General features: G+C 72.0%; 17 protein-coding genes. 8 read left to right on the forward strand and 9 right to left on the reverse strand.

What is annotated here, in order from left to right:
• Positions 1 to 283, reverse strand: a 283-nt coding sequence (locus tag ACFWZ2_RS15705; protein ID WP_384545832.1) for a hypothetical protein, incomplete at its 3' end; no start/stop codon positions are given.
• 178 nt (positions 284 to 461) lie between these two features.
• Here ACFWZ2_RS15705 and ACFWZ2_RS15710 point away from each other — a divergent pair.
• The 4 genes from ACFWZ2_RS15710 to ACFWZ2_RS15725 all read left to right on the forward strand — a co-directional run bounded on the left by ACFWZ2_RS15710 (position 462) and on the right by ACFWZ2_RS15725 (position 5155).
• Positions 462 to 1715 (forward strand): low temperature requirement protein A, encoded by a 1254-nt coding sequence (locus ACFWZ2_RS15710; RefSeq protein ID WP_384545834.1) that lies wholly within the window; start codon positions 462 to 464, stop codon positions 1713 to 1715.
• 41 nt (positions 1716 to 1756) lie between these two features.
• Positions 1757 to 2800, forward strand: coding sequence for a P1 family peptidase (locus ACFWZ2_RS15715; RefSeq protein WP_384545836.1), 1044 nt, complete (start codon positions 1757 to 1759; stop codon positions 2798 to 2800).
• 211 nt (positions 2801 to 3011) lie between these two features.
• A complete protein-coding gene (locus ACFWZ2_RS15720) occupies positions 3012 to 4208 on the forward strand; it encodes an Ig-like domain-containing protein (protein ID WP_384545983.1) in 1197 nt (398 codons plus the stop codon).
• Positions 4209 to 4387: 179 nt separating this feature from the next.
• A complete protein-coding gene (locus ACFWZ2_RS15725; protein ID WP_384545838.1) occupies positions 4388 to 5155 on the forward strand; it encodes a DUF6227 family protein in 768 nt (255 codons plus the stop codon).
• Between the two features lie 51 nt (positions 5156 to 5206).
• On the opposite strand, the gene ACFWZ2_RS15730 is transcribed toward ACFWZ2_RS15725, so the two are convergent.
• The 5 genes from ACFWZ2_RS15730 to ACFWZ2_RS15750 form a co-directional block, all read right to left on the reverse strand.
• Positions 5207 to 5458: a hypothetical protein gene (locus tag ACFWZ2_RS15730; RefSeq protein ID WP_384545840.1), complete on the reverse strand. Its 252-nt coding sequence runs from the start codon at positions 5456 to 5458 to the stop codon at positions 5207 to 5209.
• 151 nt (positions 5459 to 5609) lie between these two features.
• Entirely contained in the window at positions 5610 to 7634 is a 2025-nt protein-coding gene (locus tag ACFWZ2_RS15735) for a fructose-specific PTS transporter subunit EIIC (protein WP_384545842.1), read from the reverse strand.
• Between the two features lie 91 nt (positions 7635 to 7725).
• Positions 7726 to 8673: a 1-phosphofructokinase gene (pfkB, locus tag ACFWZ2_RS15740; RefSeq protein ID WP_384545844.1), complete on the reverse strand. Its 948-nt coding sequence runs from the start codon at positions 8671 to 8673 to the stop codon at positions 7726 to 7728.
• Positions 8670 to 9431, reverse strand: coding sequence for a DeoR/GlpR family DNA-binding transcription regulator (locus tag ACFWZ2_RS15745; RefSeq protein ID WP_384545845.1), 762 nt, complete (start codon positions 9429 to 9431; stop codon positions 8670 to 8672). Before ACFWZ2_RS15745 ends, pfkB begins: the two co-directional genes overlap by 4 nt.
• A gap of 186 nt (positions 9432 to 9617) precedes the next feature.
• Positions 9618 to 10232, reverse strand: coding sequence for a TetR family transcriptional regulator (locus tag ACFWZ2_RS15750; RefSeq protein WP_384545847.1), 615 nt, complete (start codon positions 10230 to 10232; stop codon positions 9618 to 9620).
• A 138-nt stretch (positions 10233 to 10370) separates the two neighbouring features.
• On the opposite strand from ACFWZ2_RS15750, the gene ACFWZ2_RS15755 reads away from it, so the two are divergent.
• Positions 10371 to 11624 (forward strand): ABC transporter substrate-binding protein, encoded by a 1254-nt coding sequence (locus ACFWZ2_RS15755; RefSeq protein ID WP_384545849.1) that lies wholly within the window; start codon positions 10371 to 10373, stop codon positions 11622 to 11624.
• Between the two features lie 139 nt (positions 11625 to 11763).
• Here the strand turns inward: ACFWZ2_RS15755 and ACFWZ2_RS15760 are convergent, their stop codons facing one another.
• Positions 11764 to 13317 carry an MFS transporter gene (locus tag ACFWZ2_RS15760; RefSeq protein WP_384545851.1) on the reverse strand — a complete coding sequence of 518 codons (1554 nt, stop codon included), beginning with the start codon at positions 13315 to 13317 and terminating at the stop codon, positions 11764 to 11766.
• A gap of 220 nt (positions 13318 to 13537) precedes the next feature.
• On the opposite strand from ACFWZ2_RS15760, the gene ACFWZ2_RS15765 reads away from it, so the two are divergent.
• Positions 13538 to 14575 carry a helix-turn-helix transcriptional regulator gene (locus ACFWZ2_RS15765; RefSeq protein WP_384545852.1) on the forward strand — a complete coding sequence of 346 codons (1038 nt, stop codon included), beginning with the start codon at positions 13538 to 13540 and terminating at the stop codon, positions 14573 to 14575.
• 606 nt (positions 14576 to 15181) lie between these two features.
• Here the strand turns inward: ACFWZ2_RS15765 and ACFWZ2_RS15770 are convergent.
• Positions 15182 to 16180, reverse strand: a complete 999-nt coding sequence (locus tag ACFWZ2_RS15770; protein ID WP_384545854.1) for an RNA polymerase sigma factor RpoD/SigA — start codon at positions 16178 to 16180, stop codon at positions 15182 to 15184.
• 182 nt (positions 16181 to 16362) lie between these two features.
• On the opposite strand from ACFWZ2_RS15770, the gene ACFWZ2_RS15775 reads away from it, so the two are divergent.
• Together ACFWZ2_RS15775 and ACFWZ2_RS15780 are read left to right on the forward strand one after the other, a co-directional pair.
• Positions 16363 to 16893, forward strand: coding sequence for a GNAT family N-acetyltransferase (locus ACFWZ2_RS15775; protein WP_384545856.1), 531 nt, complete (start codon positions 16363 to 16365; stop codon positions 16891 to 16893).
• 69 nt (positions 16894 to 16962) lie between these two features.
• Entirely contained in the window at positions 16963 to 18039 is a 1077-nt protein-coding gene (locus tag ACFWZ2_RS15780) for a questin oxidase family protein (protein WP_384545858.1), read from the forward strand.
• A gap of 107 nt (positions 18040 to 18146) precedes the next feature.
• Here ACFWZ2_RS15780 and ACFWZ2_RS15785 read toward each other — a convergent pair whose 3' ends face one another.
• Positions 18147 to 18917, reverse strand: a complete 771-nt coding sequence (locus ACFWZ2_RS15785) for a dioxygenase (RefSeq protein ID WP_384545859.1) — start codon at positions 18915 to 18917, stop codon at positions 18147 to 18149.
• Between the last annotated feature and the right edge of the window lie 19 nt (positions 18918 to 18936).

Consider the following 18936-nt stretch of genomic DNA (forward strand, 5'->3'; position numbering starts at 1 on the left):
ACCCCCGCCGCACGACCCAGCACCGCTGCACGAGCCAGCCCCGCCGCGCGTGGGCACTCCGCTCCACGAGCCAGCCCCGCCGCACGAGCCAGCCCCGCTCCACAAGCCAGCCCCGCCGCGCGTGGGCACCCCGCTCCACGAGCCAGCCCCGCCGCACGAGCCAGCACCGCTCCTCGACCCAGCCCCGCCGCGCGTGGGCACCCCGCTCCACGACCCAGCCCCGCCACGCGAGCCCACCCCGCTCCACGACCCAGCCCCGCCACGCGAGCCCACCCCACGCCACGACCCCACCCCGCTCGACGAGCCAGCCCCACCGCGCAAGGCCACCCCACCCCACAACCCCACCCCACTCCACAAGCCAGCCCCGCCGCGCGAGCCCCGCTTGCTTCGCCCGGGTGGACGGGTCGCGTCGGTGGGTGCCGCAGCCTGAAACGGGGGGTGGGTTCTGCTGTTCTGGGGGCATGACGTCCTCCGACGCTGCTGCCGCATCCGACCCTGCCGGCCCCTCCCCGCACCGTTCCGACCCCTCGGCGCCGCATGCCGGGCCGCCCGCGTTCCCCAAGCCGTTCCGGCCGCTGCTGGCCCGTGGCCGTGATGAGGAGCACCGCGCGGCGACGCCGCTTGAACTGTTCTTCGATCTCTGTTTCGTCGTGGCGGTCGCGCAGGCCGGTGCCGAGCTCGTGCACGCCGTCGCCGAGGGGCACACGGGCGAGGGCATCCTCAACTACGCGATGCTCTTCTTCGCGCTGTTCTGGGCCTGGGTCAACTTCTCGTGGTTCTCCTCGGCGTACGACAACGACGACGTGCTGTACCGCGTGGTCACGCTCGTGCAGATCGCGGGTGTGCTCGTGTTCGCCGCCGGGGTCTCCCGGGCCTTCGAGGAGCACGACTTCCTCCTCATCTGGCTCGGCTACCTGATCATGCGCATCGCGCTCTCCTCGCAGTGGCTGCGTGTGGCGAAGGCGGCAAGCGGGGCCGAGCGCACGACGGCGCTGCGGTACGCGTTCGGGGTGCTTGCCTGTCAGATCGGCTGGACGGGGCTGCTGTTCCTGCCCGAGGGCGCGCGGCCGTGGCTGTTCCTGGGGATGGCGATCGCCGAGATGAGCGTGCCGGTCTTCGCCGAGCGGGTGTTCACGACGGCCTGGCACCCGCATCACATCTCCGAGCGGTACGGCCTGTTCACCATCATCGTGCTCGGCGAGACGATCGCCGCGGCGACCGTGGCCGTGAAGTCGGGCATCGAGGAGCACGACGCGCTCGACGAGCTGCTGCCCATCGCCGCGGGCGGTCTCCTCATCGTGTTCGCCGCGTGGTGGATCTACTTCGTGGTGCCCATCCACGGACGGCTGAGCAGCAACCGGCAGGCGTTCCTGTGGGGTTACGGCCACTATGTGATCCTCGGCTCGGCCGCGGCGATCGGCGCCGGGATCGAGGTGGCGATCGAGCAGGCCGTGGGCAAGGCGCACATCTCGACGGCGGCGGCGTCCGCCGCGGTGACCGTGCCGACGGCGCTCTATCTGATCACCGTGTGGGCGCTGCACTCCCGTTACTACAAGGTGGGTCTCGCGCAGCAACTGGTGCTGCCGGTCAGCGCGTTGGCGGTGCTCGCGAGTACGTTCGCGGGGCGTTGGGCGGTGTTCGTCGCGGGTCTCGTGACCGCGGCGACGGTCGCGACGGGGGTGACGCTCACCACCCGGATGAACCGCCGCGCCTGACCCGGCCCCCCGCCTCCGTCGTGCGTGATACGCATCGACGTATGACTACTGACTCCCTGACCGATGTCGCCGGTCTGCGTGTCGGACACGCCACCCGGACCGGCGCAGGACAACTGACAGGAACCACCGTCGTGCTGGCGCCCGAGGGCGGGGCGGTCGCCGCCGTGGACGTGCGCGGCGGCGGTCCCGGCACCCGGGAGACGGACGCGCTCGACCCGCGGAATCTGGTGCAGCGCGTCGAGGCGGTCGTCCTCACCGGGGGCAGTGCGTACGGCCTGGACTCCGCGTCCGGGGTGGTGGCGTGGCTGGAGGAGCAGGGGCGCGGGGTGCGGGTCGGCCTCGATCCCTCGCACGTCGTGCCCGTCGTCCCGGCCGCCTGCGTCTTCGACCTGGGCCGGGGCGGCGAGTTCACGGCCCGCCCCGATGCGGCGACCGGCCGGGCCGCGGTGGAGGCCGCCGCGGCCACCGCGCCGGGCACGCCGGTCGAGGAGGGCAACATCGGCGCGGGCACCGGCGCCGTGGTCGGCAGGATCAAGGGCGGCGTCGGCAGTGCGAGCGTCCGCCTCGACTCGGGCATCACGGTGGCCGCGCTGGTCGTGGCGAACGCGTCGGGCTCGGGGCTCGATCCCGCGACGGGGGTGTTGTACGGGCAGTACTTCGGGGAGCGGCGGGTGGATCACCCCGCGCCCGAGGTGCACGAGGAGGCGCAGCGCCGCCTCGCGGAGGCCGCCGCCAAGAACGGGCCGCCGCCGCTGAACACCACGCTCGCCGTCGTCGCCACCGACGCCGAACTCACCAAGGCGCAGGCGCAGAAGCTCGCGGGCACCTCGCACGACGGCATGGCGCGCGCCGTGCGGCCCGTCCATCTCCTCAACGACGGTGACACCGTCTTCGCCCTCGCGACCGGCGGGCGGACACTCGCCGCCGACAACCCGCTCGCCCTGAACGAGATCCTCGCCGCGGGCGCGGACCTGGTGACGCGTGCGATCGTGCGGGCGCTGCTCGCCGCGGAATCCGTGGCGACGCCGGGCGGCACGTTCCCCTCGTATCGCGACCTCTACGAGAAGACCTCAGAAGACCTCTGAAGACCTCTGAAGACCTCTACGCGAAGTAGCGTCGCGTAAACGGCAACAAAACGGGCAAATGCCTTCCGCGCCCGACGCGTTGAGTGCCCGCGCGCCTCCATAATGTGCCCGCGCTCACACCATATGGAGGGAACCTCTCCGCCCCACAGGCCGCTCTTTACCCGTACTGGATCAGAACACGTACTTGGAGCAGCCCGTGACAAGGTCGGTCATAGTCAACCCCCGGCGCCGTGCCCTGCTGGCCGCCACCGCGCTCGCCGCCGTGGGTGCGCTGACCCTCTCGGCCTGCGGCGGGGACGCCGACGCCAAGGACGACAAGAAGGGCGGCAGCTCGGCAACCAAGGGCGCCGACATCACCATCTCCTCCAAGGACGGCGCCACCGACGCCTCGATCAACGCCACCGGCGTCAAGGTCAAGGGCGGCAAGCTGACCAGCGTGAAGATGACGTCGGTGACGTCCGGTGCCGCGGTCGAGGGCACCATCTCCGGCGACGGCGCCACCTGGAAGCCCAAGTCCCAGCTGGAGCGCGGCACCAAGTACAAGGTGACCGCCAACGCCAAGGACGGCGAGGGCAACGCGGCGACCGAGAACGCGACGTTCACCACGGTCTCCTCGGCCAACAGCTTCATCGGCACCTACACGCCCGACAACGGCGCCAAGGTCGGCGTCGGCATGCCGGTCTCCTTCACCTTCGACAAGGCGATCACGGAGAAGAAGGACGTCCAGTCGCACATCACGGTGACGTCCGACAGCGGCCAGAAGGTCGTCGGCCACTGGTTCGGCAACCAGCGCCTGGACTTCCGGCCCGAGGAGTACTGGAAGGCCGGCTCCAAGGTCACCATGAAGATCGCCCTGGACGGCGTGAAGGGCGCGAACGGCGCCACCGGCGTGCAGAACAAGACGGTCACCTTCACCGTCGGCCGCGCGCAGGTCTCCACCGTCGACGCCAAGACGCACCAGATGACGGTCGAGCGCGACGGCAAGGTCATCAAGACCATCCCGATCTCGGCGGGCAGCCCGTCGAACCCGACGTACAACGGCAAGATGGTGATCTCCGAGAAGTTCACGCAGACGCGTATGAACGGCTCGACGGTCGGCTTCGGCGGCGAATACGACATCAAGGACGTGCCGCACGCGATGCGTCTGTCGACCTCCGGCACGTTCATCCACGGCAACTACTGGGGCGCGCCGTTCGGCAGCGGCAACACCAGCCACGGCTGCGTCGGCCTGCAGGACGCGCAGGGCGCGGGCGACCCGAACACTCCGGGCGCGTGGTTCTTCAACAACTCCCTGATCGGCGACATCGTGACGGTCAAGGGCTCCCCCGACAAGACCATCGCCCCGGACAACGGCCTCAACGGCTGGAACATGTCCTGGAGCGAGTGGACGGCGGGCAGCGCGAGCTGACGCGCCCCCTCACCTGGTCGACGCGCCCCCTCACCGGGCCGACCGGCAGCCCCAACTGAGCGAGCCACGTGGGAACTTCCCACGTGGCTCGCACGTTTTCCCGTTCCCGGGCATGATGTCCGACCCAGGGGCTACGGTATGCACTCACCAGGTGACATGCAGCAACGCCGGGAGAAGCCTTGAGCGTTCCGTACGAAACGGCGTACGAGCCACCCGAGTCGCCCGAGCCACACTCTCCGGAGGAGCATCTCGAGCGACTCCTCGGCCGTGCCCTCAACTCTTTCGACCTGCCGGACGAGGTCCTGCGCCGCCTCGACTCCGCGCTCGCCCACAACAGCTCCCTGCACTCCGCGCACCACAGCGCGGGCCTGCACCGCGAGACGTACAGACACACCTGGCTGCTCGCCGACGCGACGGTGCTCACGCTCTGGGAGCTCGTCCACAACACCGCGCCGGGCAGTGCCCCGCAGCACGAGATCTACACCGACGAGGAAGAGGCGGGCGTCGCCACCTCTCGCCTGCCGCTGCCGCCCGACTCGCCCGCCTGCGGCAGGCCCGTCGTGCTCCAGCTCCCGGCCGACTCCGAGCCCCGTCATGCGTACGTCCCCGACGACTCCGCGGACCACGCGCGCCGCCTCCTGCGCCGCGCGGAGAACACCGGCGACCGCCCCGGCGAGGACGTCGCGCATCTGCTGCGCTCGGCGTTCGCGCACCAGATCACCCAGGCCTTCGGTCGCCCCTGCCTGGCGGGCGAGGCCCGCCTCTGCTTCGCCCTCTACGAGCACGCGTTCCTGCTCTTCGACGGCGGCGAGGTCAGCCTGTGGGAGGTCGAGCACACCCTCACGCCCGACGGACGGCACCGGTGCGAGGTGTACGTCACGGAGGAGGAGGCCCGCGCCGCGATGGAGCGCAGGGCGCGCGACGGGGTGCCGCAGGACAGGCCTTAGACCGAAGCCCCTGGGGCCCCGGCCTCCAGGCCCCCAGGACCCCTGGGCCCCCTAGGCCCTGTCCCCGAACTGCCGTACCAGACCGGCGAAGGCGGCCCGCTCGTCCGCCGTGAGCTCCACCGTCTCCGCGCGCGGCGGGCCCGGCTGGGCAGGCAGACCGCGCGGCGCCTGCGCCTGCCGCCACGCGTCCACGTCGAACCGGTCCCTGCGCAGCACCCGCACCAGGCCGACGGCCCAGACGACGGTCGCCACGGCGAGCACGGCCACGCCTATCTGCTGAACGATCGAGACATCCTGGAACATGCGGCCCAGTAGACAACAAGGGGCAGGACTTACGACAGGGGGGTTATGGGACTTAGGTCCCGAAGTGACGCAAGTCGCACACCTCTTGACAAGAGCCCCCCGCCAGGAGCTCCATGGCAGGAACCCCGTGGCAGGAGCGCCCAGGAGCGCCTCAGGCGGCCGCCGGGACCCGCTCCCCCTCCGCCGACGCCGTCTCGGCGCCCTCAAGGCCCGAAGGCGCCTGCTTCCGCGCCCCCTTGAGCAGCACGACCACGACCGTCGAGACACAGACACCGGCGGCGATCGCGACCAGGTAGAGCAGCGGCTGGCCGATCAGCGGGACCACGAAGACACCGCCGTGCGGGGCCCGCAGCGTGCAGCCGAAGGCCATCGACAGGGCGCCGGTGACCGCGCCGCCCGCCATCGAAGCGGGGATCACCCGCAGCGGGTCGGCCGCGGCGAACGGGATCGCGCCCTCCGTGATGAAGGAGGCGCCGAGGAACCAGGCCGCCTTGCCGTTCTCCCGCTCGGTCTTGGTGAACAGACGGCCCCGGACGGTCGTGGCGAGCGCCATGGCCAGCGGCGGGACCATGCCCGCGGCCATCACCGCGGCCATCACCTTGAGGCTGCCGTCGGTCGGGTGGGCGAGGCCGCCGACCGCGAAGGCGTAGGCGACCTTGTTCAGCGGACCGCCGAGGTCGAAGCACATCATCAGGCCGAGGATGACGCCGAGGATGATCGCGTTGGCGCCGGAGAGGCCCTCCAGCCAGTCCGTCAGCGCGCTCTGCAGGGACGCGATCGGCTTGCCGATCACGAGGAACATCAGGAAGCCGACGACCGCCGAAGAGATCAGCGGGATCACCACGACCGGCATGATGCCGCGCAGCACGGCCGGGATCCGCACCCGCTGGATGCCCATCACCACGGCGCCCGCGATCAGGCCCGCGGCGAGGCCGCCGAGGAAGCCCGCGTTGATGGTGACCGCCACCGAGCCGCCGACGAAGCCGGGGACCAGTCCTGGCCGGTCGGCCATTCCGTACGCGATGTAGCCCGCGAGGACCGGGACGAGGAAGGCGAAGGCGAGCCCGCCGATCTGGAAGAGGAGCGCGGCCCAGCTGGTGTGGTCCGTCCAGATGAAGTGCTCGGCGACGGACGGGGCCTTGTCGATCTTCCAGCCGCCGATGGCGAAGCCGAGGGCGATGAGGAGGCCGCCCGCGGCCACGAACGGGACCATGTAACTGACGCCGGACATCAGCCACTTGCGGAGCTTGGTCCCGTAGCCGTCGCCGCTGTCCCCCGCGTTGTCGACGGGGCTCGGCCCCGATGGCGCGGTCGTCTCGCCTCGCGCGGCCTTCTCCCGTGCCTCCGCGATGAGTTCGGCCGGGCGGTTGATGCCCGCCTTCACTCCCACGTCGACGGTGGGCTTGCCGCCGAAGCGGTCCTTGTCCCGTACCGGGACGTCATGGGCGAAGATCACCGCGTCCGCGGCGGCGACGACCGCCGGGTCGAGGCGGGTGAATCCGGCGGAGCCCTGTGTCTCCACCGTCAGTTCCACGTCCGCGTCGCGGGCGGCGTTCTCCAGGGACTCGGCGGCCATGTAGGTGTGGGCGATGCCCGTGGGGCAGGAGGTGACCGCGACGATCCTGAACCTGCCTTCGGAGTCCGAAGACCGACCGGGTTCCTCACCGGAGCCCCGCGGCGCCTCCTCGCCGGAGTCCGACGGCGCTTCCTCGCCGGAGTCCCCCGGCACCTCCTCACCGCTGATCAGCGCCGCCGCCGACGCCGCGTCGGCGGCACCCCGCAGCGCCCCCGTGAACTCCTCGTCCATCAACTGCCGTGCCAGCGACGAAAGAATCGTCAGATGGGCGTCGTCCGCACCCGCAGGGGCCGCGATCAGGAAGATCAGGTCGGCGGGGCCGTCCGGCGCCCCGAAGTCGATGCCGCGCGCCGAGCGGCCGAAGGCCAGGGTCGGTTCGGTGACATGGGCGCTGCGGCAGTGCGGGATGCCGATGCCGCCGTCCAGGCCCGTCGGCATCTGGGCCTCGCGGGCCGCCACGTCGGCGAGGAACCCGTCCAGGTCGGTCACCCGGCCCAGGGCCACCATGCGCTCGGCGAGGGAGCGGGCCGCGGCTTCCTTGGTTTCTGCGGACAGGTCGAGTTCGAGGTCGACCAGGTCCGCGGTGATCATGTCGGTCATCGCGGGCTCCTTCGCACGCGTATCGCCCGGCGGGCGGGGGCTGGGGTGGGGACGGTGGCAGTGGCAGCGGCAGCGGCAGTGGCAGGCGGGATCATGCGGCGGGCTCACTCAGTACGCGGTTCAGCGGGACCTCGTCCGTCACCGTGACCGCTTCCGGCACCAGGTCGGCGGGGGTCGGCATCACGCTGCCCGGCAGCTGGACGGCCGCCGCGCCGTGCGCCACGGCCGAGGCGAGGGCGTCCGGGCCCGTGCCGCCCGCGATCAGGAATCCGGCGAGCGAGGAGTCGCCCGCGCCGACGTTGCTGCGCACGGCGTCGACGGGGGCGCTCGCGAAGTACGCGCCCGAGGCGTCGACCAGGAGCTGGCCGTCGGCGCCGAGGCTGGCGAGGACGGCGCGGGCGCCCAGCTCACGCAGTTCCTCCGCCGCCTTGACCGCGTCGCCGACCGTGGCGAGCGGGCGGCCGACGGCCTGGGCGAGTTCCTCGGCGTTCGGCTTGACGACGTCGGGGCGTTCGGCGAGGGCGGCGAGCAGCGCCGGGCCCGAGGTGTCGAGGGCGATCCGGGCGCCCGCGGCATGGGCGCGGGCCACCAGCTCGGCGTACCAGGAGGGCCGCAGGCCCCGCGGGAGGCTGCCGCAGCAGGCGATCCAGTCGGCGCCCGCGGAGCGCTCGCCGACGGTGGAGAGCAGCAACTCCTGCTCCGCCTGCGTCAGTTCCGGACCCGGGGCGTTGATCTTTGTGAGCGTGCCGTCCGGCTCCGCGACCGCGATGTTGGAACGGGTCTGCCCGGCCACGGACACCGGGGCGGCCTCGATGCCCTGCTCGTCCAGGAGCTGGGCGACCAGCGCGCCGGGCGCACCGCCCAACGGCAGTACGGCGACCGTCCGTACTCCCGCCGCGGCCACGGCCCGTGAGACGTTCACGCCCTTGCCGCCCGGGTCCATGCGGTCGCCGGTGGCGCGGACGACCTCGCCGCGGTCGAGCGAGGGGACCTCGTAGGTGCGGTCGAGGGAGGGGTTCGGGGTGACGGTGAGGATCATGCGCGTACTACTTCCGTGCCCGCGGCCTCGATGGCCGCGGCGTCGTCGGGGGCGAGGCCGGTGTCGGTGATGAGCAGGTCCACGTCCGCGAGGTCGCCGAAGCACGCGAAGTGCTCCTGGCCGTGCTTGGCGGAGTCCGCGAGCAGTACGACGCGGCGGGCGGCGGCGACGGCCGCGCGCTTCACCGCGGCCTCGGCGAGGTCGGGGGTGGTGAGGCCGCCGTCGGCGGAGAAGCCGTTGGCGGCGAGGAAGAGGACGTCGGCGCGGATCTCGCCGTACGCACGCAGGGCCCAGGCGTCGACGGCCGCGCGCGTACGCTGCCGGACCCGGCCCCCGATGAGGTGGAGCTGGATGCCGGGGTGGTCGGCGAGGCGGGCGGCGGTGGGCAGTCCGTGCGTGACGACGGTGAGCGTCGACTCCAGCGGGAGCGCCGCCGCGAGCCGTGCGACGGTCGATCCGGCGTCGAGGATGACGCTGCCCTCGGTGGGCAGCTCGGCGAGGGCGGCGCGGGCGATGCGGTCCTTCTCGTCGGCGGCGGTGCCCTCGCGCTCGGCGAGGTCGGGCTCGAAGTCGAGCCGCCCTGCCGGTATGGCGCCGCCGTGCACGCGGCGCACGAGTCCGGCCCGGTCGAGCGCCTTCAGGTCACGCCGGATGGTCTCGGCGGTGACCTGGAACGTCTCGGCGAGCGACAGGACGTCGACCCGTCCGCCGTCGCGCGCGAGCCGCAGGATCTCCTGCTGCCGCTCCGGTGCGTACATGTCCGTTTGCCTCCGCCGTATGCCCGAACGTGTGGTTTCACTCGGAGGCTACGGCCGGATTCACGGAAAGTAAACAGATTCGGGTGTCGTGCAGACACAAACGGACTTACGTCCCGAGGGGAGGCCCGAGGGGAGGCCCGAGGGGAGGCCCGAGAAGGCACCCCTTCGGCCCGGGGCCGCGAGGACCTACGGCCAGGGGAAGGCGTCCAGCGCGCCGAGGCAGCGCGCGGCGAGCGCGGCAAGCCCTTCGTCGCCCGCGGCCGGGGCGTCCCCGGCCGCCCAGGACTCGACGGCCACCCGCACCGCGGCACTGGCCACGCCCGCCGCGAGGCGCAGCTCGGGCGAGGGCTCGGCGGCGGACACCCGCTCCACGAGCAGCGCGAGCAGCGTCTCCTCCGAGGCATGGCACGCGTCCGCCCACACCGCGCGCAGCGCCGGGCTCTCCTGCGCCATGCGCAGCAGCGAACGCACCCAGTCCAGGGACTCCACGGCTGCCGCGTCATCGGCGGCGAGCGCGTCCGCCACCGCGTGCCGCAGCGCGTCCGGGACCGGAAGGTCCGCGGGGGCCCGGCGCACCGCCTCCGCCCACTGCTGCGCGCCCGCGGCGAAGAGCGGCGCGACCGCTTCCTCCTTGGTCGCGAAGTAGCGGTAGAAGGTGCGCGGCGCGACGCCCGCGGCCCGGGCGATGTCCTCGGCGCGGGTGGCGCGCAGTCCGTCCGCGGCGAAGAGCGACGCCGCGATGCGGGCGATGTCCAGGCGGGTCTCGTTCTTGCGTCGCTCCGTCAGCGAACTTGCAGCCATGTGAGGCAGGTTATGCCAGCCTCCGACACGGGGCCCCGAAGGCACGTACTGCCTGTGTGGCAGAATCTGCCACCGTAAGGCGCGGTGCGGGCAGCGCGCACCCGCGCACGCGGTGCGAGCAAGAGGTGGCAAACAGCGGTGCGTCGTCGGCAGTTCCTTCTCCACACGGCCGGTCTCACCGGCGCCACCGCACTCGGCGCCGCCGGCCTCAGCGCCTGCTCCGCGGAGACGGACACCCCCCTCAAACTCCTCGTCGCCAGTTACGACGAGAGCGTGGGCTCCTCGATCGGCGACCAGTGGGGCAGCGTCATCGACGCCTTCGAGAAGGCGCACCCCGACATCAAGATCGCCCTCGAACGCATCCCGTTCGCCAAGCTCGACCAGACCCTCGCCCGGCGCGTGCAGGACGGCGACGCCCCCGACATCGCCCAGTCCAACTTCTTCGCCCCCTACGCCGAGGACGGCAAGCTCTACGGCGCGTCCGACCTCTTCGACGTACGCACCGAGGGCGACTTCATCCGCTCCTACGCGGAGGCGGGCATGGTCAGCCGCGTCCAGTACGGCATGCCGTTCCTCGCCAGCACGCCCCGGCTCTTCTACAACAAGGCCCTCTTCAAGCAGGCCCGCGTCAAGGCGCCCCGCTCCTGGGCCGAACTGCACGACGCCGCACGGGCGTTGAAGGCGATCGGCGTGGAGACCCCCTACGGCCTCCAGCTCGGCCCCGAGGCCGCCGAGGACGAGGCGCTCGCCTGGCTGCTCGCGGACGGCGGCGGCTACTCCGGCCTCACCGGCTACGACTTCGCCAACCCCAGCAACATCCAGACCCTCACCTGGCTGCGCGACAACCTCGTCAAGCAGGGCCTCGCGGGCAAGAACCCGGCGACGCTGACGAGGACCGAGGCGTACGCCCAGTTCCTGCGCGGCAAGATCGGCATGATGATCGCGCACCCGGTCCTGATGGGCGCCGCCGACAAGGCCAAGTTCCCCTACGCGCACGCCCCCTTCCCCAAGAAGCTCGGCGGCGCCGCGCCCCCCGTGGGGCTCAACGACTGGCTGATGGCGTTCAAGCGGGGCGGGCGGCGCGAGCAGTGCGGGACGTTCCTGAGCTTCCTGTACGGACGCAAGACCGCGATGGCGTACGGCGGCGGGCAGTCGGCACTGCCCGTCACCAGTTCCGCGTCCGACGCACTGCGCAAGGACCGGCGGCAGCGGCCCATGTGGGACTTCATCGACCAGATGCCGCTGGCCCAGTTCCAGCCGACGAACCTCGGGTCGTGGCCCGAGGTGCGGGGCGCCGTCCGCAAGCGGATCGGCGCCGCGGTGGCCGTGGGCGGCAGCCCCAAGGCGGTCCTTGAGGACCTGGACGCCGCAGCGGCGCAGGCCGAACTCTGACGCTCCGCCGGGGCGAACGCACGTCCGGCCCGAAGGGCGCGGAACGCACGTCTGGCCCGCACCCCGTGCAGGGCTCCGAACGCACGTCTGGCCCGCACCCCGTGCAGGGCGCGGGCCAGACGTCGTACGGCCGCGGCGGTCAGGAGGTCAACGCCGGTTCGCGGTCCCGGAGTTCGTCCGTCGCCCCGGGCTCGTCGCCCGCGCCGCCCTCCACGTGCTGCCGCGGCTTCGCGGGGAAGGCGAAGATCAGCAGGAAGATGACCACGAGTACGCCCGTGACCCACCACAGCGCGTTCTGGAAGCCGTCCATGAACTCCATGGGCATACGCTGCGGTGCCACGTGGTCGTCGATCACGCCGAAGAACACCACCGAGACCAGGCCGAGGCCGAGCGCGGTGCCCATCTGCTGGACCGTGTTGATGAGGCCGGAGGCCGAACCCGCGTGCTCCTTCGGCACGTTCGAGAGGACCGCGTCCGTCAGCGGGGCCACGATCAGGCCCATGCCGAGGCCCATCACGGTCAGCGGAAGCGCCATCTGCCAGGACGCGATGTCCGCGCCGTACCGGCCCGCCTCCCAGATGTAGATCAGCACACCCACCGCCATCGTCAAGGCGCCCGCCTGCAGCACCTTGCGCCCGAAACGGGGCACCAGCTTCTGCACGGACAGGCCCGCCGCCACCGAGACGGCGATCGAGAACGGCACACCGGTCAGGCCCGCACGCAGCGCGCTCCAGCCGAGACCGACCTGCATGTACAGCGTCCAGACGAGGAAGAAGATGCCCAACGCGACGCCGAACACGGTCTGCACCGCGATGCCCGCGGCAAAGCTCTTCACCTTGAACAGCGACAGCTCCACGAGCGGCGAACCGTCCTTCGCGGTCTTCCGCTTCTCGTACGCGATGAGGGCGCCGAAGACGACGAGCGAGCCCGCCATCATCACGTAACCCCAGACCGGCCAGTCCAGCTCCCGGCCGCGGGTGAGCGGGTACAGCATCATCAGCAGGCCCAGCGTGACCAGGACGACGCCGACGAGATCCAGCTTGAGCGCCCTCGGCGCCTTCGACTCCGTGATGAACCTGCGGCCGAGGATGATGCCCGCGATGCCGACCGGCAGATTGATCAGGAAGATCGGCCGCCACTCCAGGCCGAAGATGTTCCACTCGGTCAGCAGCGCGCCGAGCAGCGGTCCGGAGACCGCGCCGAGGCCGACGACCATGCCGAAGAGACCGAAGACCTTGCCCCGCTCGTGCGCGGGGAACGTCGCGTGCACGATCGAGAGCACCTGCGGCACCATCATCGCCGCCATGCCGCCCTGCAGAATGCGCGAGGCGACCAGCATCTCCGGGTTCGCCGCGAAACCGCAGAGCGCGGAGGCCACGGTGAAGCCGGTGATGCCTATCAGGAACAGCCGCTTGCGGCCATGGATGTCGCCGAGCCGCCCGCCCGTGATGAGACCGGCGGCGAAGGCCAGGGTGTAGCCCGCGGTGATCCACTGAATCTGGCCGAACGTGGCGCCCGCGTCCCGCTGGATCGACGGGATCGCGATGTTCACGATCGTGACGTCGACCAGGTCCATGAAGGCCGCGGTCATCACGATGGCCAGGGCGAACCATCGTCGCCGGTCGCCCGCGCCCGCGCCTGCGGACGCGGTCGCCGGTTCCCCGGGGGTGGAAAGGGTGCTCGGTGAAGTCATGTCCGCAAGGCTAGAGGTCATATAGGTCAGCTCACGACCTAGTTCTCCGGCATGCTGGACGGCGTGAGGGTGGAGGCGATGAGGACGGGTTCGACAGGTCCGGCAGGCTCGACAGGTCCGGCAGGCTCGACAGGCGGTGGGTGCGGCATGACGGCGGAGGCGATGAGGACGGGCTCGACCGGCTCGACAGGCGGTGCGGTGTGATCACGGAGGGGCTGGCATGAGCGGGGACCGTGTGGCGGGAGTGGCGGGTGCCGATACGCCGGCGCGGCTCTTTCAGCTTCTCTCGCTCCTCCAGACACCCCGCGAGTGGCCCGGTGCCGAGCTCGCCGAACGGCTCGGCGTCAGCAGGCGCACCGTGCGGCGCGACATCGACCGGCTGCGGGACCTCGGCTATCCCGTGCGGGCCAGCCGGGGCGCGCTCGGCGGCTACCGGCTCGTCGCGGGCAAGGCGATGCCGCCGCTGGTCCTCGACGACGAGGAGGCCGTGGCGATCGCGGTCGGCCTGCGGGCCGGCGCGGGGCACGCCGTGGAGGGCGTGGAGGAGGCGTCCGTACGGGCCCTCGCCAAACTGGAACAAGTCCTGCCCGCCCGCCTGCGCCACCGGGTCTCCGCACTCCAGATCGCCACCACCGCGCTGACCAGCGGGGACGGGGCCAGCATCGCGCCTGAGACCCTCACGGTGATGGCGTCGGCCGCGGCCGGGCACGAACGCCTCCGCTTCGCCTACCGCGCGGGCGACGGCACCCAGTCCCGCCGCCTCACCGAGCCGTACCGCCTCGTCTCCACGGGGCGGCGCTGGTACCTCGTCGCGTTCGACATCGACCGCGAGGACTGGCGGACCTTCCGGGTCGACCGGGTCTCCGACCCCTTCGCGACCGGCGCCCGCTTCCTACCGCGCGAGCTGCCGCAGGGGGACGCCGCGGAGTACATCCGGCAGTCCATGCGGCGCGGCCGCCACCAGTCGTACGCCCTGGACGTGACCTTCGCCGCCCCCGCCGAATTCGTCACGGCGCGACTGCCGTCGACCCTCGGCACGGTGGAGCCCCTCGACGCGAACCACTGCCGCCTGCGGGGGACCGTGTCCGACTCCATCGAATGGCTCGCCGTCCGCCTCGCGGTGGCCGACTGCGACTTCACGGTGTCGGCGCCGCGTGAGCTGGTCGACTGCGTACGGGAACTGGGCGCCCGCCTCACCCGCGCGTCGGCGCCTCCGGCTCGGGGTAACGGTCCTGACCCCTCCCCCGCAGGGGCGTAACAACCCCGCCGCTCCGCGGCGGATCCCTCCCACCCGCCCACCCAACACTCCGCACCCGCGGGCGGACAGACCCCCTGGGGGACGGCAGGGAGGCGGCAGGGGGGCGGTGATGGGGCACGGCTACGGGTCACGGCGGCGGGTCAGCGCAACGGGTTCACAGCAACGGGCCACAGCAACGGGCCACAGCAACAGGTCACAGCAACGGGTGACAGCAACGGGTGGGTGGGTGGGAAAGCATCGCGCGAAGCGCGGAAAAAGGACCCGGCGCCAAGGGTGACAGCAACGGGTAGGTGGGTGGGGAAAGATCGCGCGGAGCGCGGCAAGGAGGCCCGGCGCCACGGGGACAGCAACAGGCGGGGAGGGAGAGAGATCGCGCGGAGCGCGGAAGAAGGACCCGGGGTCACGGGTGACAGCAACGGGCGGGCGGGTGGGAAAGCGTCACGCGGAGCGGGAGGAGGGGCCCGGCGCCGGGCGCGGGGGCAGGGCCCACGGAAGGGGCCCCGCCGCCGGAGGGGTCGGCGTCAGGGCCCGGTCATGGGCCCGGACGTGGGCCCGGACGTGGGCCCGGACGTGGGCCCGGACGTGGGCCCGGTCAAGGCCGGCCGCCTAGGCCGCCGCGTCGAACCCCGTGTCCCGCGCCAGCTTCTTCAGCTCCAGAAGCGCATGCTTCTCGATCTGCCGAATCCGCTCGCGGGTGAGGCCATGCTCCTTGCCGACCTCCGTCAGCGTCCGCTCGCGGCCGTCCTCGATGCCGTACCGCATCTTGATGATGGAGGCGGTGCGCTGGTCGAGGCGGCCGATCAGGCCGTCGAGTTCCTCGCTGCGCAGCAGGGAGAGGACGGACTGCTCGGGCGAGACGGCCGAGGTGTCTTCGAGGAGGTCGCCGAACTGGGTGTCGCCCTCGTCGTCCACGCCCATGTTCAGGGAGACGGGGTCGCGCGCCCAGTCCAGGACGTCGACGACGCGCTCGGGTGTCGACGACAGCTCGGCGGCGATCTCCGCGGGCTCCGGCTCGCGGCCCTTCTCGCGGTTGAACTCGCGCTGGACGCGGCGGATCCTGCCGAGCTCCTCGACGAGGTGGACGGGGAGGCGGATGGTGCGGGACTGGTCGGCTATGGACCGGGTGATGGCCTGGCGGATCCACCACGTGGCGTACGTGGAGAACTTGAAGCCCTTGGCGTAGTCGAACTTCTCGACGGCGCGCACCAGGCCCGCGTTCCCCTCCTGGATCAGGTCGAGGAGGGGGAGGCCGCTGCGCGGGTAGCGGCGGGCGACCGCGACGACCAGGCGGAGGTTCGAGCGGATGAAGACGTCCTTGGCCCGCTCGCCGTCGGCGACCAGCGCTTCGAGTTCCTCGCGGGACGCGGTGACCGCACTGTCCTCGACCACTCCGGCGAGGATCTTCTGGGCGTACACACCCGCCTCGATGATCTGGGACAGCTCGACTTCCTTGGCGGCGTCGAGCAGCGGTGTACGCGCGATCTCGTCGAGGTACATGCCGACCAGGTCGCGGTCGGCGATCTCCCCGCCTACGGCGCGAACACTGCGTGCCGCGTCGGTCTCGCCGGAGGCGGACTTACGACGGGCGACGGCACGGGTTGCCATGCGTGCTCCCTTGCGATCGTGGGCTACTGGTCGGTCCGGTGGGACCTCTGTGGTGGACGGCACACCCTCCCGGGTGCCCTGCATCCGATGGAAACAACGACTGGAATCAGGACAGAATTCCCAAGCCGCCCATCTTTTTTCCTGACGTTGCAGTACCCTGTGCCGCCACACAGGGAGGCCGGATGCCGTCGGTACGTACAGAGGTGCAGGTCAGACCGGGCGTCGAGGCCGATCTCGCGGCCCTCACGGACATCTACAACCACTACGTACGTGAGACGGCCGTCACATTTGACACCGTCGTCTTCCTGCCGGAAGAGCGCCGCCCTTGGCTGCTCTCCCACCCCAAAGACGGCCCTCACCGCCTGATGGTTGCCCAGGAACGGGATTCCGGTCGGGTGCTCGGATACGCCACCAGTAGCCCTTTCCGTGCCAAGCCCGCCTACTCCACCTCCGTGGAGGTCAGCGTCTACTGCGCGCCGGACGCCGCGGGCCGGGGCATCGGGACGCTGCTCTACGGGGCACTCTTCGACGCCCTCGCGGACGAGGACCTGCACCGCGCGTACGCGGGCGTCGCGCAGCCGAACGAGGCGTCGGTACGGCTGCACGAGCGCTTCGGGTTCCGGCACGTCGGGACGTACGAGGAGGTGGGCAGGAAGTTCGGGCGGTACTGGGACGTCGCCTGGTACGAGCTGCCTCTGGGCCCACGGACCTAGGCCCGTCCGCCCCCTTCCTGGTCCCCCGGCCCGATCCGCACCAGGCCCCGCCGGACTTAGCGTCCCCCCATGCGTGACACCACAGGCACCCTCGACGAAGCACTGCAGCGGCTGCACGTCTCCGGGCCCGAGCGGCTCGGGCGGCTCACCAACCATGCGCCGATGGCCGTCGAAGCGCTCGCCGCGCGCGGGCGGCCGGAGGCGGTGCACCGCTGGCTCGATCTCTACGCCCCCAAACTGGAGGAGTTCCCTGCCGCCGTCGAACCGGTCACGGACGCCAACTGGCGTGCCGCGCTGGGCGATCCGCGCCGGGCCGCCGACTGGATCGGCTACTTCGACCGCCGTCTCGCCGACGAGCAGCGGCCCTGGCGCGACGTGCTCGCCGAGTGGTGGCCGCGGCTCCTGCCCGGGATGTACGGCGGGTCGACGCACCCGGTGATCCGGGTGGGCCACGCCGTCCGCACGCTCCTTGAGACCGAGACCGAAACCGAGACCGGGACCGAGCGCGGAGCCGGTGCCGTGGAGCCCGGCAGCCCCCGCCTCGCCGAACTCGCGCACGGGCTCGGCTACTGGGCCGCCCGGCACCGCCGCGTCACCGGCCTCACCCCGCTGCCCGGGGCGGCCGCGGCGGCCGCCGCCCTGGACGCGGTGGTGCCCATCGCGGTGCGTGACGGCGGCTTCCCCGACCGGCTCGACCGGGTGAAGGACCTCCCGGTGTGGGCGGCCGCCGTGACGGAGCCCGACGAGGCTCGGCGGGCGCTGACCGAGCTGGTGCGGGCGGCCACCCACCGGTATGCCACGCACGGCCACGGCGACGAGGTCATGCTGGTGCACGCGGCGACCGCGCCCAACGCGGTGCTGCGCGCCCTGCCCGCACTCCCCCACGCCCTGTGGGTGCCGAGCCTGCACGCCGCGTGGACGGCGTCGGCCGCGGTGACGGCCATGTACGCGCCGGACGCCCCCGTCGCGTACGAGCCGCCCGGCACGTTCACCGCCGACGAGGTCTTCGAACGGGCCCTGACCCACGGCGACGAGCACGTCATCAAGATGACGGACACGGCACTCGACGTCGGCGACGAGCGGGCCCTGACGGCGGCCCTGCGCTCCATCGAACTGGGCGAGCCGCTCTGGCGCTCCGCTGGATGACGTGATCTCCCGGCTGCGGGCCGAGTACGGCTGAGCGCGCAGTTCCCCGCGCCCCTACGGGGCCCTCAAGCTCCGCGAGCCGCCCGCTCAAGTCCCCCCTGAAAGGTTCAGCCGAACTGCACCGAGCGCTTCGCGAGGCCCATCCAGAAGCCTTCGATCACGCTGCGCTGCCCGCCGAGGTCCCCCGTGGCGTCGGCCGCGCCGAGTGTGACGAAGAGGGGGGCGAAGTGCTCGGTGCGCGGGTGGGCGAGCTGTCCGGCCGGGGACTTGTGCCCGAAGTCGAGCAGCGCGTCCACGTCGCCCGCGGCCAGGGCCTCGCGGCCCCAGGCGTCGAACTCGGCCGACCAGGAAGGGATGCCGCCTTGCCGCAGTGCGGCCAGATTGTGCGTGAAGAAGCCGCTGCCGACGATCAGCACGCCCTCGTCGCGCAGCGGCGCGAGCTTGCGGCCGATGTCCATGAGGCGGCGCGGGTCGAGGGTCGGCAGGGAGATCTGGAGCACCGGGATGTCGGCGTCCGGGTACATCTCCACCAGCGGGACGTACGCACCGTGGTCGAGCCCGCGGTCCGGCACGTCCTGCACGGGCGTGCCGGGTGCGCGCAGCAACGCGCGTACGGAATCGGCGAGTTCGGGGGCGCCCGGGGCCGCGTACGTCACCTCGTAGTAGTGCTCGGGGAAGCCCCAGAAGTCGTACACGAGGGGCAGCGTCTCGGTGGCGCCGAGCGCGAGCGGGGCCTCTTCCCAGTGTGCGGAGACCATGAGGATCGCCCGCGGGCGTGGCAACTCGGCGGACCAGGCGGCGAGTTCGCCGGGCCAGACGGGGTCGTCGGCGAGCGGCGGGGCCCCGTGGCTGAGATACAGGGCGGGCATGCGGGTCATCGCGCACCTCCGGGCACTG

The sequence above is a fragment of the Streptomyces sp. NPDC059002 genome, from assembly GCF_042740435.1.
Classification (GTDB): Bacteria; Actinomycetota; Actinomycetes; order Streptomycetales; family Streptomycetaceae; genus Streptomyces.

Coding starts and splice junctions, on each gene's coding strand:
- ACFWZ2_RS15710 (WP_384545834.1), top strand. CDS start 462: ATGACGTCCTCCGACGCTGCTGCCGCATCCGACCCTGCCGGCCCCTCC.
- ACFWZ2_RS15715 (WP_384545836.1), top strand. CDS start 1,757: ATGACTACTGACTCCCTGACCGATGTCGCCGGTCTGCGTGTCGGACAC.
- ACFWZ2_RS15730 (WP_384545840.1), bottom strand. CDS start 5,458: ATGTTCCAGGATGTCTCGATCGTTCAGCAGATAGGCGTGGCCGTGCTC.
- ACFWZ2_RS15735 (WP_384545842.1), bottom strand. CDS start 7,634: ATGACCGACATGATCACCGCGGACCTGGTCGACCTCGAACTCGACCTG.
- pfkB (WP_384545844.1), bottom strand. CDS start 8,673: ATGATCCTCACCGTCACCCCGAACCCCTCCCTCGACCGCACCTACGAG.
- ACFWZ2_RS15745 (WP_384545845.1), bottom strand. CDS start 9,431: ATGTACGCACCGGAGCGGCAGCAGGAGATCCTGCGGCTCGCGCGCGAC.
- ACFWZ2_RS15750 (WP_384545847.1), bottom strand. CDS start 10,232: ATGGCTGCAAGTTCGCTGACGGAGCGACGCAAGAACGAGACCCGCCTG.
- ACFWZ2_RS15760 (WP_384545851.1), bottom strand. CDS start 13,317: ATGACTTCACCGAGCACCCTTTCCACCCCCGGGGAACCGGCGACCGCG.
- ACFWZ2_RS15765 (WP_384545852.1), top strand. CDS start 13,538: ATGAGCGGGGACCGTGTGGCGGGAGTGGCGGGTGCCGATACGCCGGCG.
- ACFWZ2_RS15770 (WP_384545854.1), bottom strand. CDS start 16,180: ATGGCAACCCGTGCCGTCGCCCGTCGTAAGTCCGCCTCCGGCGAGACC.
- ACFWZ2_RS15775 (WP_384545856.1), top strand. CDS start 16,363: ATGCCGTCGGTACGTACAGAGGTGCAGGTCAGACCGGGCGTCGAGGCC.
- ACFWZ2_RS15780 (WP_384545858.1), top strand. CDS start 16,963: ATGCGTGACACCACAGGCACCCTCGACGAAGCACTGCAGCGGCTGCAC.
- ACFWZ2_RS15785 (WP_384545859.1), bottom strand. CDS start 18,917: ATGACCCGCATGCCCGCCCTGTATCTCAGCCACGGGGCCCCGCCGCTC.